Here is a 17,223-nt window from a genome sequence, read left to right on the forward strand (position 1 = left end):
TTTATGGGCATGGTTAAGAAGATTGTTCTAGGTTTTTTCTTAAATATCCTGATTTTTATAACGGCAATGATGACAATCTGGGCAGCGGATAAAAATCAATTAATTAAAAATCATGAAATTACTATACCGCATTATGAGTGGAGCTTTAAAGGTTCATTAGGATATTTTGACAATGCGAGTGTGCAAAGGGGTTATCAGGTTTATAGACAAAAATGTGCCTCATGTCACTCCATCAATGTGATGCGTTATGCTGATTTGCAGCAAATGGGATTGACTCTTGAGCATATTGATAAAATTGCCCATAGGGATCAGGTCATGGATGGCAAGGATAATCAAGGGCAGGATTATTACCGTCCAGCCAATGTAACTGATTATTTAAAAAAACCGTACTTTAATGATAATATTGCGAAAACAGCCAATAACGGTAAAATACCGCCGGATTTTTCACGTTACATGATGATCAGAAAAAACGGGGCCGATTATGTGATGGCTCTATTATTGGGTTATGAAACTGCACCATCAGGTTTTCATTTTGACAATAAAGCCTCATATTATAATCTTTATGCACCGCATCACCAGATAGGGATGAAACCTCCTTTGACTGATGGAGATATTCATTATGAAGATGGCACGTCAGCAACTGTTGAACAACAAGCAAGAGATGTTGTCATTTTTCTGAATTGGGCTGCACATCCCCATTTGACAGAACGTCATCGTATGGGAATAATGCTTTTCCTTTATATGATTTTTACCGTTATTCTTGTATTTCTTATTAATCGTAAAGTGTGGTCAAATGTCAATAAATAGTCATACTCATGATAAGCCAGTTATTGGGGTTATCGGTGGTTCGGGATTATATAATATTTCAGGTTTGAGTGATCAACAGTGGGTGGAAGTTGATACGCCCTGGGGAAAGCCATCCGATCAGTTATTAAAAGGTACACTTGATGGTGTTTCCTGTGTATTCTTACCGAGACATGGTCGGGGCCATGTATATTCCCCAACAGATGTGAATTATCGGGCGAATATTGCAGCGATGAAAAAACTAGGTGTTACGGATCTTGTTTCTGTTTCTGCTGTCGGTTCCCTGAAAGAGGAATTGTCCCCAGGTACATTTGTTGTGGTGGATCAATTAATTGACCGTTCACGTTTACGAACCAAAAGTTTTTTTGAAAAGGGATTGGTTGCCCATGTATCTCTGGCTGATCCATTTTGTCCCAAATTGAGTCAGATGCTGTATGAACAGGCAAAACAATTAGAAATCAAAGTTGTCAAGGGGGGAACCTATCTTGTTATGGAAGGCCCTCAGTTTTCAACACGGGCGGAAAGTCAGCTTTATCGTTCATGGGGTGCGTCTGTTATTGGTATGACCAATATGCCAGAGGCAGCTTTGGCGCGAGAGGCAGAAATCTGTTATGCGACAATTGCTATGGTTACCGATTATGATTGTTGGCATGAGGAACATGATGCGGTTAGCGTTGAAGCTGTTGTCAGAATACTGAAGCAAAATGCCAGACATGCTAGCTCTTTGGTTGAGAAATTTATTCCAGCTTTAGGGAAAAGACCTCAGGGAAACAGTGAATGTCAATGTAAACATGCCCTGGATTATGCATTGATAACGGCACCGGAAAAACGTGATCCTGTTTTGGTTGAACGTTTAAAAACGATTGCTGGTCGGGTTTTATAATTTCATTTTTGAATCTACTCTGATCAATTTTTATAAACCAGAGTAGAGCTTGGATTATTTTGCAACGGGATAATCCGTATAACCTTCTTTTCCCTGATTGAACCAGGTTTTGCTATCAGATGGTTTTAGGGGGATATCATTTTTAATTTTGTGAACAAGGTCGGGATTGGAAATAAATGGTCGGCCGAATGAAACGGCATCCGCCTCATTGTTCTTGATAATTTTTTGAGCAGAGTGCCCATTATAGGAGCCATTAATGACAAAATTTCCCTTAAAATTTTTCCTCATTGCGGGAGCGATGGGGGGGTAGAAATCCTGATCTGTAAGTGTTGACATGACAAAATTGTCTTCACCTGGTCGTGGTTCCCTCACTTCCAAAAAATTAATATTTTCTTTACTTAAAGCCTTTGAGGCGGCGATAAATAATGGTTCGGGATTACTGTCATGAACGCCTTGAATTTCCTCATTTGGTGAAAGTCTAACTGATGTTCTGTCTGATCCCACTGTTTTGCAGACATTATGTGTTATTTCAATTAGTAGCCTGATTCTATTTTCAATACTTCCGCCGTACTCATCCGTTCTAAAATTGCAATTGTCTCTTAAAAATTCATCAATCAAATATCCATTTGCGGCATGAATTTGTACACCGTCAAATCCCGCTTCCATGGCATGATTTGCAGCTTTTATATAATCATTGATTAATCGGGGAATTTCCTCTTTGGGTAATGCACGTACTTTTTCATACGGCTTTTTTCCTTCATATGTGTGTGCATATCTTGGAGCTGTGGTTGCTGATGCGGAAATAGGAGAAGGGTAAAATGATGGATGTACGGTTCGACCCATATGCCATAACTGACAAATAATATGACCCCCCTCATCATGAACAGCCTGGGTTACAGGTTTCCATGCCTCAACTTGCTGTTTATTCCATATGCCTGGAGCATATGCCCATCCCAATCCCTCTTGTGAAATTCCTGTTCCTTCTGAAATGATCAGACCTGCAGAGGCTCTTTGGCGATAATATTCTATCATTAAAGAAGTTGGAATATGATCCTTTGTGGCCCGTCCCCGGGTTAAGGGTGCCATGATGATACGGTTAGATGCTTTTATTGCGCCCAATTGAATAGAGTCAAATAAAGTAACCATTTAATTTTTCCAATGTTATTATCTTGTTAAGTCAGTTTTATCTATTGACGTAAGCAAATGAACATAATGATATTATCATTAAAGATACGGGAAGGCTATTCATTCATTATTTTACTTGAAGTCAATATAGCCTTTTTCATCCTGAGTATACCAAATGGACGAATCATGTGGGACAAAGGGTTTGCCCGTTTTAATTTTTTCGACCAAATCCGGATTGGAAATAAAAGGACGACCAAATGAAACTGCATCGGCTTGTCCCGTTTTAACAATTTTTTGGGCCAGTTGACCATTATACGTTCCATTAATAACGAAATTACCCTTGAAATTTTCCCGCATAGAAGGAAAAATCGGTGGATGATAGTCAGCATCTGTCAAATCTTTCTCCACATAATTATCTTTATTGCCGATTTGTGGTTCCCTGACTTCCAGGAAATTAATTTTTTCTCTACTCAATGCTTGGCTGGCAGCGATAAAAAGGCTTTTGGCATTGCTGTCAAATATACCCTGTACACGTTCATTTGGAGAAAGACGCACAGATGTTCGATCTGAACCCACCTCATGGCAAACCCTTTGCGTAATCTCGATTAGTAGACGTAGGCGATTTTCAATTGAACCGCCATATTCATCTTGACGGAAATTACTGCTGTCACGTAAAAATTCATCAATCAGGTAGCCATTTGCGGCATGAATCTGGACACCATCAAAACCAGAGTTCATCGCATTTTGTGCCGCTTTGGCATAATCATTGAGTATTCTTGGAATTTCATCAACAAATAAAGCCCTTGCCTGAACATAGGGTTTCTTCCCATCATAAGTATGTGCATGACCTGGCGCTGTGGTTGCTGATGCAGAAACGGGGGATGGATAAAATGAAGAATGCACTGTGCGTCCCATATGCCACAATTGGCAAATAATTTTACCGCCTTCATCATGAACAGCCCGGGTTATGGGTTTCCAAGCTTCAACCTGTTCCTTATTCCATATGCCAGGAGCATAGGGAAATCCCATTCCCTCTTGTGAAATTCCTGTACCCTCGGAAATAATCAAACCAGCTGTTGCCCTTTGACGATAATATTCAATCATCATAGGGGTGGGAATGTGATCTTTTGTTGCTCTTGAACGTGACATAGGAGCCATGATGATACGGTTGGAAGCTTTTATTGCGCCCAACTGAATGGGATCAAATAGAATAGGCATAGTGGTAAACCTCACTAATAATTATATTTTCAAAAAAATAGTAGACCGGTCGTCTATTAATCTATGAAAAATTAAATATTATTGTCAAGAAGAAAGTTTGTGAAATGGAGAGCGATAGTAAATGCTGTAGACCGTTTTTGTATTTTCACCATTAAACTTGCCCCCAACCATTGTTGATATAATTGTTGAGCTATAAAAAAATTGTCAGCCTGATTGTGAATGGAATTATCTTTTTGGCCTATGGCAATAATTTGTGCGATAAGGGATAATATCCGGTCGGTTCCTCTACAGAATGCCTTACGCATCGGTTCGGAATAATCCGTCACCTCAGAACTTAATTTAACGATAAGACAATGTCCCTCAAAATTATTGTCGCATTGTGAAAATTGCCATTTTTCCCAATATTTAAGTAGACGATCTTTTCCTGAAAGTGAAGAAGACTTAAGTAAGGACTGAAGAGCCATTATATAATTGTCAATATAGTGATCAATGACCTGAACGCCGTAATCTTCCTTGGAATTGAAATAATAATAGAATGAGCCTTTGGGAATATTTGCTTGTTTGAGAATTTCAGCTAAACCAACATTTGTAAAACCTTGGCTTGCAAAAAATTCCTGACCAATTTTCAAAAGAAGATTTTTTTTATTTTTAGCATTCATAAGACGATATGAGGTTACGGAAAAAGAGATTTAAGTCTGAAAGCACGTTATGTTATGTGATAAAATCTTTTGTAAGCAACTTACTTAATAAGTATTATTCTTTAAAATATATTGTAATTATACACAATAAATCAATCGATAAAATTTAAGTAACATATATCTGTGCATAGGAATTAAATTTAGTTGACATTGTACATGATTATGGTTACCTTAAAACCAAATATAAGTGGCAATAATGCCACTGTAATATTTGGAGTAACGCGGCAAAAACGCGCGTAGTTAAAACCCATAATGCTGCTTTGATTAAGGGCATTATATAGAAATTATGGAGCGATCCAAATGACGAATTTTCGTCCATTACATGACCGTGTAGTCGTTCGTCGGCTAAACAGTGAAGAAAAAACTGTCGGTGGAATTATCATTCCAGATACAGCAAAAGAAAAACCTCAAGAAGGCGAAGTCATTGCCGTAGGTCCGGGAGCTCGTAATGAGCAGGGACAAATTGTTCCTCTGGATGTTAAAAAAGGTGATAAAGTTTTATTCGGTAAATGGTCTGGGACCGAAGTCAAATTAAATGGCGAAGAGCTTTTGATTATGAAAGAAAGCGATATTATGGGAATTGTAGGTTAATCCGCAATTTTTTCATTAGCTTTTGATTTTGACTTTTTTTTAAGAATTTCTTGTAGGAGATTAAGATTATGGCAGCCAAAGATGTAAGATTTGGTGCTGATGCACGTCAACGTATGTTACGTGGCGTTGATATTCTGGCAGATGCAGTTAAGGTAACCTTGGGTCCAAAAGGACGTAACGTTGTACTTGATAAAAGCTTTGGTGCACCCCGTATTACCAAGGACGGTGTATCTGTTGCAAAAGAAATCGAGCTTGCTGACAAGTTTGAGAATATGGGCGCCCAAATGGTTCGCGAGGTTGCTTCAAAAACCAATGATGTTGCCGGTGACGGAACAACAACCGCCACAGTTTTAGCTCAAGCGATTGTTCGTGAGGGGTTAAAATCGGTTGCTGCCGGTATGAATCCTATGGATCTGAAACGCGGAATTGATAAGGCGGTTTCAATCGTTGTTGAAGAATTGAAGGCAAAAACAAAGAAAATTTCTACCCAATCCGAAATTGCTCAGGTTGGAACCATTTCTGCAAATGGTGAAAAAGAAATTGGTGATATGATCAGCAAAGCCATGGAAAAAGTTGGCAAAGAGGGCGTTATCACTGTTGAGGAGGCTAAAGGGTTGCAAACAGAACTCGACGTTGTTGAGGGAATGCAATTTGATCGTGGTTATATTTCTCCATATTTCGTTACAAACGCAGAAAAAATGACCGCTGATCTTGATAATCCTTTAATCTTGATCCATGAAAAGAAACTTTCATCTTTACAGCCAATGCTGCCTTTGTTGGAAAGTGTTGTTCAAAGCGGTCGTCCGTTGTTGATTATTGCTGAAGATGTTGATGGTGAGGCATTGGCAACCTTGGTTGTCAATAAGTTGCGTGGTGGCTTGAAAATTGCTGCTGTGAAAGCGCCTGGTTTTGGTGATCGTCGTAAGGCAATGCTTGAAGATATTGCCATTTTAACCGGTGGTCAGGTTGTAAGTGAAGATATCGGCATTAAACTTGAAAACGTTACAATTAAAATGCTTGGTAACGCTAAAAAAGTTCATATCGATAAGGAAAACACAACAATCGTTGAAGGTACTGGTGACGTTGATCAAATCAAGGGACGTTGTAACCAAATCCGTGCTCAGATTGAAGAGACAACCTCAGATTATGATCGTGAGAAATTACAGGAACGTCTTGCTAAATTAGCAGGTGGTGTTGCTGTTATCCGCGTTGGTGGATCTACAGAGGTGGAAGTTAAGGAACGTCGTGATCGTGTGGATGATGCTCTTCATGCAACTCGTGCAGCAGTTGAGGAAGGTATTGTTCCAGGTGGTGGTACCGCATTGGCACGTGCATCTTTAAGACTTTCCAATCATACTCACGAAAATGATGATCAACGTGTTGGTGTTGATATTGTTCGCAAGGCATTGCAAACTCCATTACGCCAAATTGTTGAAAATGCTGGTGAAGACGGTGCGGTTATCGCTGGTAAAGTTCTTGAAAATGACTCATATAATTTCGGTTTTGATGCTCAGGTTGGAGAATATAAGGATCTCGTTCAGGCCGGTATCATTGATCCGACAAAGGTTGTTCGTAGCGCTTTACAAGATGCGGCTTCTGTAGCCGGTTTGTTGATTACAACTGAAGCGATGGTTGCAGAACGTCCAGAGAAAAAAGCTCCTGAAATGCCTGCAGGTATGGGTGGTATGGGCGGTATGGGTGGAATGGATTTCTAATTTCTCCCTTAATTGCACAAAGGATAATAACTAAATAATTATCTTATCCTGAAAGGTTACTGTCAATAATGGCAGTAACCTTTTTATATATGTGAATATTTGATCACAATTATAAAGTAGTAATTGTTAAATTAACCATATTAGATAGTCTTGAATAATATTGTAAATGAAATGTTGCGATATATTTTTTAAGTGTTTTATTCTAAATAATAAATAAATATTCTAAAATTTTAATAAATACTAAAAATTTATTTATATTTTATATTAAATTTACAATATATATGTTTTTTTTATTTAATAAATAATAATTATATTGACAGTTTATTTATTTTATGTGTCAAATAGTCCCATGAAAGTTTTCTTTCTGAATAGGTAAACGATTTATTCGTTTTGATTTTAACTCTATATCAGGTCTATGTTTCAAGGCTTGATATTCTATATATGATAAGGATGCGCGGTTATAATGTATACTGGAACCGTGAAATGGTTTAATCCTACAAAAGGATTTGGTTTTATTGTCCCTGAAGAAGGTGGCAAGGACGTTTTTGTGCATATTACAGCTGTTCAGGCTGCTGGACTTCGTGATTTGAAGGAAAATCAGCGTGTAAGCTATGATATTGTAACAGAAAGAGGTAAAGCTGCTGCAGCTAATCTCAAGCCTTTGTAAGATCGAAGCATACGATTACTGGTATTAGAGTTATCTATTTACCGTAAGCAAGCCAGCTCTTTTGATAAAGAGCTGGTTTTGTTGTTTATGATGATTTATTTTTCATAAAAAAGGGTCGTCTGATTGATTATCTCTTGTAGGCTCTGTCTTCGTATCGGAACATTTTTTGGGAAAGCGGACAATACACGAGTTGGTGTACGACGGTCCAAAATAATAAAAATTCCCTTGTCTGATTGAGTACGTATCAATCTGCCAAAAGCCTGTCTTAAGCGCAAGCGAACAATTTGCTCATCATAAAGATTGGGTTTGTCCTTATAAAAATACTTTCTTCTTTCTCGATAAAGAATATCAGGGCGAGGCCAGGGTATTCTTTCAAATACAACAAGGCGTAAAGAATTGCCTGGAATATTGATTCCATCCCGCATGGCATCAGTACCCAATAGACAGGAGCGCATATCATTTTTAAACAATTCAACCAGACTATTATTACTTAATGGATCGATATGTTGCGCAAAAAGAGAAATATTATCTTTTTCCAAATGTTCATTAATCTGGTGATAAATTGCACGTAACCGATGAATTGCTGTAAACAATCCCAATGCGCCACCTCGGGAGGCCTTGAATAAATGCAGGTAGGCATGGGCCACTTCATTGATGGAATGAATATTAATGTCATTAACTACAAAAACGCGGGCTTGCTTGTCATAATTGAAGGGACAACTTAATGCCGCTCTAAGAGGTTGAACGGGAAGATGTTCTGTCCCAACTCTCTGTTCGGCTGCTTGCCAGGATGCTTCTGTGTCATTGTTACTTTCATCTCGTAAGGTTGCAGAGGTGAAAAGCATACCTTGTATTGAAGGTGCCAGCATTTTCATCAATGGAATGGTTGGGTCAAGCCAATGATGAAATAAACCTACGTTTGTTATATTTTTATTCTTATGTTCAGATTTCAGAAATGAAACATGAGTTTTAGGTTGGCTATTGGAATGTTCTGGTTTATTCAATGAAGTCAAAAGATCCAACCATAGAGTTAAGGGAGTAACCGCTTTCCGGGTTAATGTTGCGTGAGTTGTCTCAAGTCTCTCAAGGGACATTTTGTCCAGAGAGTCTTTTTCATTATTTAATTTGGTTTCTATATTGAGTGTAAATTTTAAAAGACAGTTAAGCAATTTTTGAAAGGATTGAATTAAATTTGGTACAAGTGCAACTAATTCCGGTAATAGCGGATAGAGATCGCATTCATATTGTCTTGTTTCCGCGTAGGACTGATTGATAATTTTGTTACGGGAAGAGCGGGCTTGAATTTGCTGATATATGAGGTAAAAGAAACGCTCAGATATATTGGTTGGGTTTTCATCCTTATTGTCATGAAATGATGCAAGATGACCTGACCAATTTAAGGGGGGTAAAATAAAGGCGGAATCAATAATTTCTTCCAAATCCTTTTCAAGCGCTTTATTGCCAATAATTACGTCATGAATACGCTTTTTCAATCCTTTTGAACGTGTATTGTTTCCTTCATTTCCTAATAGCCATCGTCTCAATTCGCTGGTTTCAGTAGCCGAGAAAGCGGTTGAAAAAGCTGAATCGGCTGCATCCGATATATGATGGGCCTCGTCAAAAATCAAGCGGGACGGTAGATTACTTTCCCATTCAGGAGAGGCATTATCTAAAGACCAGGCAAAGTGGTTAATGACTAGGGCGTGGTTTGCAATAACAATTTCTGCATTTTGGGCTCTGCGAATTGAATGTTCAACAAAACAAGTCTGGTAATGTGGGCAACTTGCATGAATGCATTCACCCCGTCTTTCAGCAAGAATAGATAATATTCTGTTGTCAAAAAGATCATGGAACCAGTTGGGCAGGTCACCTCCAAAAAGATCACCATCATTGCTTTGTTCAGCCCAGTTGCATAATAAAATAATGGCGATATTATTACCGTTACCATCATTTTTATTGAAATGAAGCGTAATATATTCATCTAAATTTAATAAACATAAATAATTCTCTCTACCTTTTCGGACAACAATTTTTTTCGTGCGGGTGGCAGGATCTGGATAAAGATGATCGAATTCATGTTCGATTTGCCTTTGTAAATGGCGCGTGTAGGTATTTATCCAAACTGTTCCTTTATTGTGTTCAGCCCATAAACTTGCTGGAGCAATATAGGCCGAGGTCTTTCCTGTACCTGTTCCTGCCTCGGCTAATACAATATTGGGTTTTCCCTGTTCCTCACAAGGTTCAAATGCATAACGGGCAACATCTGTAAAATCAATTTGTCCAGCTCGATCTTCAGCGCCAGGTCCCAGAATTTCGGCCAAACGATTAAAGGTTTCCTGACGTTTGACAGGAAATTGACTGGGTTGGGGACGTGGGGAAAGTTCTTGCCATTTTGGTAATCGTTGCCATATTCTGAGCGCGTCGGAAGCTTGCATTTGTTGCGCTGGTAACGGTAGAGAAATATCAAGTGCAGATAATAATATTGGAGCCCATAACCATTGTGCATGATAGAGGACCGCTAGGCGAGCGGCAATCAGGTCTTTGTTGCCATGATTATATTCTTCCTTGAATTTTAGGATAAGATAATCGCAGATAATTATTAAAAAATCAGCTTCAGGATTTAAAGGCATGGGGATTTTTAATGCATTGGCAAAATTTGTGACTGTATAGCCAAAGGATTGAACGGGAAATACAAATGCGGCAAGTTCAAGCAAATCAAGCCACCGGTCAGTATGAATGGTTTTTGGGGATTTTAGTTTACGGTAGGTATAAGATTTGTGTATGATCAGCAATTCAGTTGTTTGTTCAAGTTCAGCAATCAATGTCTGTAACGGTAAATTAAGAATTTCTCCATCCGTATTAAATAATGAAAATTGATTATCATGAATAATTAATGCGGAATAATCTTTTAAAACCATTTATTTTCTAACAATTCATACGTATATGATAATATATTGATTTTTATCCTGTTAATCTAACAGATAATAGTTTTTTAAATCCATATTTAATCAGAGGGCAGGCATTTTTATAGTGGCTGTAAAATAATGACAATAAACGATTTTTCTTCTTTTACTTCAATACCCAAAATATGGCCTTTCGAGGAAGCCGTAAAATTGGCTGAACATGTTCGGATTAAAAAAGAGAAATCGGATAAACCCGCCTTGCTTGAAACAGGATATGGTCCTTCTGGTTTACCGCATATCGGAACATTTGGCGAAGTGGCTCGCACTTCTTGGGTCAGCCAGGCATATCAGGCCCTGACAGGGAAAAAAGCTGTCATTCTTGCATTTTCAGATGATATGGATGGCTTACGTAAAGTTCCAGAAAATGTACCTAATCAGGAAATGTTAAAAGAACATTTGGGAAAACCTTTGTCAAGTATACCTGATCCATTTGGAACACATGAATCTTTTGGTGCACATAATAATGCCCAACTTTGTTCCTTTCTTGATCATTTTGGATTTGAATATGAATTTGCCTCCTCAACAGAATATTATCAATCAGGAAAATTCGATTCCGCTTTGAAAAGAATATTGGAAGTTCACGACAAGATAGTTGCTGTAATTGCACCGACACTGAGAGAAGAAAGACGGGCCACCTATTCCCCTGTGTTACCTGTCCATCCTGAAACGGGAATTGTTATGCAAGTTCCCATGGAAAAAATTGATCCGGTATCTGGAACTATTCAATGGCGTGATGGGAATGGCAAGCTTTTTGAAACCCCTGTTACAGGTGGACATGCAAAATTACAATGGAAAGCTGATTGGGCAATGCGCTGGTATGCCCTGGGGGTAGATTATGAAATGTCAGGAAAGGATCTGATTGACAGTGTTCGACTTTCAAGCAAGATTTGTAAAATTCTTGGTGGCACTCCACCAGCCAATCTAACATATGAATTATTTCTTGATGATCAGGGGCAAAAAATCTCAAAATCGAAAGGAAATGGACTGTCGATTGAAGAATGGTTGCGATATGGTCCCTCGGAAAGTCTTGCGCAATATATGTTTAATGCACCTAGACGGGCGAAAAGATTATTTTTTGATGTTATACCCAAGACTACAGATGAATATCTTAAACATGTTGAAAATTGGCAGAAATCAGAGCGGGGAGATGACACTGTCGGACCCGCTGAAAAAGAAAAGAAATATGCTAATCCTGCCTGGTTCATACATGGAGGTGTTTTACCAAAAAAAGCGGGAAGTCCGATTTCATTCGCAATGTTATTAAATCTTGCCAGTGTTGCGAATGCGGAAAGAGCCGAAATATTATGGGGATTTCTTAAACGATATGATGAATCTGTATCGCCAGATAATAACCCCATGTTGGCTCAGCTAGTAGAGAATGCCCTGGCATATTATGCTGATTTCATTCGTCCCCATAAGGTTTATCGTACACCGGATGAACGAGAGGCAAGGGCTTTGATTGAGTTATCTGTTGAATTGAAGAAATTACCAGCGGAAGAGCATAAACCTGATATTTTACAAAATTTGGTGTTTGCAATCGGTAAAAAATACGAATTTGAACCGTTAAGGGATTGGTTTGGTTGTCTTTATGAAGTGTTACTCGGACAAAAAGATGGGCCACGTTTCGGAATGTTTATCGCCGTATATGGAATAAAAGAAACAATAGAGTTGATTAACAAGGCGGTAAAAAGATAAATATAAGAAGATCGAAAGATTTTGCTTTATCAATTATAACATAGAAGATTCATGCAGCCATCGGATTTCGAAAAACTCAATAACACCCAGAATGATGGGAAACATTATAAAAACACGGGTTGGAAGATTCATTTAAAATATTGTTCTCGTATTCTTGGTGTTTTGTTATTCATGGCTGCAATTTATGTTGTGCAAAAGGAATTCAAACATCTCAGCCTGAAAGAGATTAAGCTATCTTTTGAACAAATTCCCACTTTTTCCTTGTTAATGGCTGGAGCGTGCACCTTATTGTCATTTTTTGTCCTGTCGTTTTATGATAAAATGGCTGTTAGACAAATTGGATACCGCTTGTCTTTTTTGAAAACTGCCTTTGCATCTTTTTGTTCCTATGTGCTTTCACATAATATTGGTTTGTCGGCAGTTTCTGGAGCAATGGTTCGTTTCCGGTTATATGGGAGTTGGGGGCTTAAGCCTTTAGAAATCCTTCAGGTTATCGCCTTTTGTTCCATTACCTATTTTATAGGTGTTGCGGTGCTAGTAGGCGCGTTATTAATATTTAAATCGAATTCATTACCAATCATTGGGCAGGCATTGCCAGGCTGGATATTTATTTTTATCGGAATTGTCGCGTGGTTAGGGGTCTTTGGTTATATTTTTCTTTCATTCCGATGCAACACGTTAAAAGTCTGGAAATATACTTTATCGTTTCCTCGGCCATCCATGGCTATTTCACAAATTGTTGTCGCAACTGCTGAAGTTATAATAACGGCTGCAATCCCTTATTGTGTCGTACCGTCTCATTCAATTATGACCGGTTATCCTGCACTTGATTTTATGTCTTTTATGGCGATTTATATCGCTTCTTATATTGCCGGGTTAATATCAAGTGTACCTGGAGGTGCAGGGGTGTTTGAGGGCAGCATGATATTGGCTTTAAAAAATTATATGCCAATGGCCAATATTATGTGTGTTATATTTGTTTTTCGGTTTTTGTATTATTTAATACCATTGTTTATTGCAGGCAGTATGTTTGCAGTGCATGAAATTTTAATTAGAAGCAAATCCATATTTGATAAGCCCAGAAAAAAGAATCTGTTACGATTCAATCCATCTCTATTCATTGATGAAAATTTGCGGGAGAGTGATGCGGCTTTTTCTGTAGCCATTGCAGCAGCGGCAGTTTTTATTTGCGCTTTGATTGATCTGGCTGTGCCTTTGTTTGATTCCGGATTGATTCTTCACGATGTAGGAACTTTTTCATTATTTATTGAACTTACAGGCGATTATATTTTATCGTTTTTAGGTCTTATCCTATTAACTCTTACGGTGTCATTAGTCCGTAGAATTACACTCGCATGGGGATTAAGTCTTTGTATTTTAGTTGCATCAGCAGTAATTACGTTGATTATGGGAACTTATCTCATTATTCCGGCCATACTGACTTTGGTTGCGTTTTTTATTGCTCCGTTTAGAAAATGTTACTATCGATCAGCCAGTTTAACGGATGCACCGTTTTCCAGCAAAATTATTGTAGAGGTTATTTTATTTTTAACTACTGTATTGATAATAAACTGGTTAATCCCGCAATCAATTGCTCAATATGGAGTTGTTCAGGTTTTTTTCTCTGGCAATATTTCAATCGCAACAAAAATAATTATTGCAGTGGTGGGAATAAGCGGAATTTTAATATTGTTTAAGCTTATGCTTCCAGCAAAAATAGTTTCATGGCCCTGGTCAGGGGAAACTAAAGAATTATATCGGGTTATGTCTGATACAGACAATAAATTACTGGATGATATTAAACCGAATGGTATCTTGATCTGCTCAAAGGAGGGAACGGCTATACCTTTTATTCGTAAGGATAATTTTTTAGTCGGAATAGGAGATCCCGTGGGTAATGAACGTGAAATTGTCAATACTATCTGGCGTCTTAGGGATTTGGCGTTACAGGAAAATCGGTCTATTGGATTTTGGGGTGCGGGAAAAAAATACCTGACCATTTATCACGATTTTGGATTGGCGAGTTTGAAACTGGATAAAACGGACCATTTTGTTTGTTGTGAAGTCCAGTATGCTAGTTTTATGATTAATCTGATTGGTAAATTCAAAAAATCTTAAGTTTGAAAAGATAATGGATAATTTTTCTCAATTATGTAATTGGGCTGCTCCTTACCAGGATACGAGCTGAACAATGAGAAGTGGGTTATTTCAATATCGGGAATTTTTAACAGGTTATAATGATTCAACCATTGTTTGATATGTTCTTGAGGAAGGCAAGAACCTTTCCCCAGTGTAATATGGGGAACAAATTTTTGTTTTTGAGTTTTGATTTCTAATTGTCTTAAGATTTGTTTCACTTTTTTACGTAAATGAACCAGACTCTCAGAAGAGTGGATCCCCGCCCATAATATTTGGGTATTGGATGCTGTTTGAAATAGATTAACCTTATCAATTGTCAAATTGAATGAAGGAGGCGATATTTTTTCAAGTGTCAAATCAAGATCATTCAACAGATCATAGTCATTAATTTCACCTATAAAATTTAGTGTGAGGTGGTAGGTCCCAGGGTCATACCATCTTACATAGGTCAAACTACCTCTTAATTGACTTAAATGGCGAGTTACATAATCTGGGAAATCAATACCTATAAATAAGCGCATATGATCAATTCTGTTTTTATAATTCAACTCTTTGCGTATTAATTATGAATATAACATATTTTTTTTCAATGCTTGATATTTGAGCTGTAAATGAAATATATTATATAAATCTATGAAAATTTTAATGAGTAAAGTAAATGGTATTTCGTCCTGATTCTTATAACAATATGACCAATGTCAATGCCAAAGTCGCATATGATGCAGGTCTTAGAAATTATATGCTTCGTATCTATAATTGGATGGCATCAGGGTTGTTGCTAACTGCATTAGTTTCATATTTGGTTGTTAACACATCTTTAGGTGATATATTTTATCATCCGGTAGTGATGGGGTATAGAACCATTGGAATCACACCAACATTATTGGGTTATATTGCTATTTTTTCACCATTGGCATTTGTATTGGTAATGTCCTTTGGGGTCAATCGTCTTTCTACGCAAGCTGCACAAACACTTTTCTGGGTATTTTGTGGTGTCATGGGCGTTAGTATGGCAAATATCTTTTATGTATATACAGGTGAATCCATCGTAAGGACGTTTGTAGTCACAGCAGGTATGTTTGCAGGAATGTCTTTGTGGGGATACTCAACTCACAAAGATTTGACAGGCATTGGTTCTTTTTTAGGAATGGGCCTGTTTGGTCTTGTTTTAGCCATGGTTGCGAATATTTTTTTCAAAAGCGGACAACTAGGATTAATCATTAATATAGTTGGAGTGATCATTTTTACAGGTCTTGCCGCTACGGATACTCAACGTATTAAGCTTTCCTATCAAAATCTCTATCAATATGAAGGGTCTGATATCGTGCTTAAAGCCAGCGTTTATGATGCATTAAGTATGTATTTGAATTTTATCAACCTGTTTCAGTTTATGCTGCAATTCATGGGTGTTCGTCAAAACGACAACTAGGCTTAAAATGACAGTTTTATGAATGTTGAAAATAGTGCTGATTTTTTCAGCACTATTTTTTTTGACTATAGGTATAATCCATAATCAATATTTAAATTAAGTGCTTGCTTATAAAGTGAGTTGTAATGGGATGTTATTTATAGTAAACAATTAGATATAAAATAACATTATACTAAGATCATGATTATATGTCTAAATTTAGAAAAAATTGTGGTCTTTTTATGAAGAATGAATTTTATGTAAAAATTTAATAATATAAAACTGTTTTTTTATATGATTTCTCAATTAAAAAGAAGTTTTATAAAATAAACACGCTGATGAGTTGAGCGATGTCAGAATCAACGAGGCATAGAATGAAAAAATTATTACCGAAAATTACATTATCGGTAGTGGGTTTAACATCTACTCTTATGTTGGGTGGATGTAACTTGGTTTTATTTGATCCAAAAGGACCGATAGGACAAAGTGAGAAAGAATTGATTATGATGACGGTAGGGGCAATGCTTTGCGTTGTTATTCCCGTTATTATTGCAACCTTAATTATTGCAAGACGTTATCGTGCATCAAATACCAGTGCGACATATTCACCAAAATGGGATTTCTCACTTCCGATTGAAATATGTATGTGGGGAATTCCAATGTGTTTGATTGCTTTTCTTGCATATAAAACATTTGTTTCATCTCATGAATTGGATCCTTATAAACCAATCGCTGCACCTGCTGATAATCCACAAGTCAAGCCAATTGATGTTCAGGTTGTTGCGTTAAACTGGAAATGGTTATTTATTTATCCTGAATATGGTATAGCCACAGTTAATCAATTGGTGGTACCTGTTAATACACCAGTTTCCTTCCGATTAACATCCGATGCGACAATGAACTCTTTTTGGATTCCGCAGCTTGGGTCGCAAGTCTATGTAATGGCTGGTATGCAAACTCAATTGCATTTATTGGCTTCTACAGAAGGTGATTATTTTGGGGAATCCAATAATTACAGTGGTGCTGGATATTCAGATATGAAATTCCGTACATTGGTTAAAGATGAAAAGGGATTTCAGGACTGGATTGAAAAAGTTCGTGCGTCTTCTCAAGACTTGAACAATGAAACATATGCTAAACTGCATGAAGATAGTATTAAAAATCCAGTTGAATACTATGCTCATGTTGAACCGGTTTTATTCGATACAATCATAGCAAAATATAACAATGGTATGGTTATGGATAAAGCTACTGGGCAAATGATTCATATGAGCTCAAGTCAATCTGGTGAAATGAAGCACGCAGAGGAATAGATAA

At 37.4% G+C, this 17,223-nt stretch carries 14 protein-coding genes; 9 read left to right on the forward strand and 5 right to left on the reverse strand.

What is annotated here, in order from left to right; all coding sequences use genetic code 11:
- Positions 1–9 precede the first annotated feature (9 nt).
- Positions 10–807 carry a cytochrome c1 gene (locus H3T57_RS02165; RefSeq protein WP_198192977.1) on the forward strand — a complete coding sequence of 266 codons (798 nt, stop codon included), beginning with the start codon at positions 10–12 and terminating at the stop codon, positions 805–807.
- A complete protein-coding gene (locus tag H3T57_RS02170; RefSeq protein ID WP_155572017.1) occupies positions 794–1,687 on the forward strand; it encodes an S-methyl-5'-thioadenosine phosphorylase in 894 nt (297 codons plus the stop codon). Before H3T57_RS02165 ends, H3T57_RS02170 begins: the two co-directional genes overlap by 14 nt.
- A 54-nt stretch (positions 1,688–1,741) precedes the next feature.
- On the opposite strand, the gene H3T57_RS02175 is transcribed toward H3T57_RS02170, so the two are convergent.
- The 3 genes from H3T57_RS02175 to H3T57_RS02185 form a co-directional block, all read right to left on the reverse strand.
- Positions 1,742–2,833, reverse strand: a complete 1,092-nt coding sequence (locus H3T57_RS02175; RefSeq protein WP_198192979.1) for an alkene reductase — start codon at positions 2,831–2,833, stop codon at positions 1,742–1,744.
- Between the two features lie 111 nt (positions 2,834–2,944).
- Positions 2,945–4,030 carry an alkene reductase gene (locus tag H3T57_RS02180; protein ID WP_198192981.1) on the reverse strand — a complete coding sequence of 362 codons (1,086 nt, stop codon included), beginning with the start codon at positions 4,028–4,030 and terminating at the stop codon, positions 2,945–2,947.
- Between the two features lie 71 nt (positions 4,031–4,101).
- Positions 4,102–4,689 carry a TetR/AcrR family transcriptional regulator gene (locus tag H3T57_RS02185; protein WP_122123737.1) on the reverse strand — a complete coding sequence of 196 codons (588 nt, stop codon included), beginning with the start codon at positions 4,687–4,689 and terminating at the stop codon, positions 4,102–4,104.
- 339 nt (positions 4,690–5,028) lie between these two features.
- Here H3T57_RS02185 and groES point away from each other — a divergent pair, with 339 nt between their 5' ends.
- From groES to H3T57_RS02200, 3 genes are all read left to right on the forward strand, one after another.
- Positions 5,029–5,319 carry a co-chaperone GroES gene (groES, locus tag H3T57_RS02190; protein WP_110438197.1) on the forward strand — a complete coding sequence of 97 codons (291 nt, stop codon included), beginning with the start codon at positions 5,029–5,031 and terminating at the stop codon, positions 5,317–5,319.
- Between the two features lie 68 nt (positions 5,320–5,387).
- Positions 5,388–7,034, forward strand: coding sequence for a chaperonin GroEL (groL, locus tag H3T57_RS02195; protein ID WP_110438196.1), 1,647 nt, complete (start codon positions 5,388–5,390; stop codon positions 7,032–7,034).
- Positions 7,035–7,497: 463 nt separating this feature from the next.
- Positions 7,498–7,701, forward strand: coding sequence for a cold-shock protein (locus H3T57_RS02200; RefSeq protein ID WP_110438195.1), 204 nt, complete (start codon positions 7,498–7,500; stop codon positions 7,699–7,701).
- A 95-nt stretch (positions 7,702–7,796) separates the two neighbouring features.
- Here H3T57_RS02200 and H3T57_RS02205 read toward each other — a convergent pair whose 3' ends face one another.
- Positions 7,797–10,619, reverse strand: a complete 2,823-nt coding sequence (locus tag H3T57_RS02205) for an ATP-dependent DNA helicase (RefSeq protein WP_198192983.1) — start codon at positions 10,617–10,619, stop codon at positions 7,797–7,799.
- A gap of 126 nt (positions 10,620–10,745) precedes the next feature.
- On the opposite strand from H3T57_RS02205, the gene H3T57_RS02210 reads away from it, so the two are divergent.
- Both H3T57_RS02210 and H3T57_RS02215 read left to right on the forward strand, forming a co-directional pair.
- The gene (locus tag H3T57_RS02210; RefSeq protein WP_198192985.1) at positions 10,746–12,359 is read left to right on the forward strand and encodes a lysine--tRNA ligase; all 1,614 of its coding nucleotides are present in this window, start codon (positions 10,746–10,748) and stop codon (positions 12,357–12,359) included.
- A 51-nt stretch (positions 12,360–12,410) separates the two neighbouring features.
- On the forward strand, positions 12,411–14,477 hold the full coding sequence (locus H3T57_RS02215) for a lysylphosphatidylglycerol synthase domain-containing protein (protein WP_198192986.1): 2,067 nt from the start codon (positions 12,411–12,413) through the stop codon (positions 14,475–14,477).
- Here the strand turns inward: H3T57_RS02215 and thpR are convergent.
- On the reverse strand, positions 14,474–15,019 hold the full coding sequence (thpR, locus tag H3T57_RS02220; protein WP_198192994.1) for an RNA 2',3'-cyclic phosphodiesterase: 546 nt from the start codon (positions 15,017–15,019) through the stop codon (positions 14,474–14,476). The genes H3T57_RS02215 and thpR overlap by 4 nt on opposite strands.
- 137 nt (positions 15,020–15,156) lie before the next feature.
- Between thpR and H3T57_RS02225 the strand changes: the two genes are divergently transcribed.
- Together H3T57_RS02225 and cyoA are read left to right on the forward strand one after the other, a co-directional pair.
- Complete coding sequence (locus H3T57_RS02225) at positions 15,157–15,927, forward strand: Bax inhibitor-1/YccA family protein (protein WP_122123732.1); 771 nt, start codon at positions 15,157–15,159, stop codon at positions 15,925–15,927.
- A gap of 329 nt (positions 15,928–16,256) precedes the next feature.
- Positions 16,257–17,219, forward strand: a complete 963-nt coding sequence (cyoA, locus tag H3T57_RS02230; RefSeq protein ID WP_370533598.1) for a ubiquinol oxidase subunit II — start codon at positions 16,257–16,259, stop codon at positions 17,217–17,219.
- The last annotated feature ends 4 nt before the right edge of the window (positions 17,220–17,223 follow it).

This window comes from Commensalibacter sp. W6292M3, from assembly GCF_016101315.1.
Taxonomy (GTDB): domain Bacteria; phylum Pseudomonadota; class Alphaproteobacteria; order Acetobacterales; family Acetobacteraceae; genus Commensalibacter; species Commensalibacter melissae.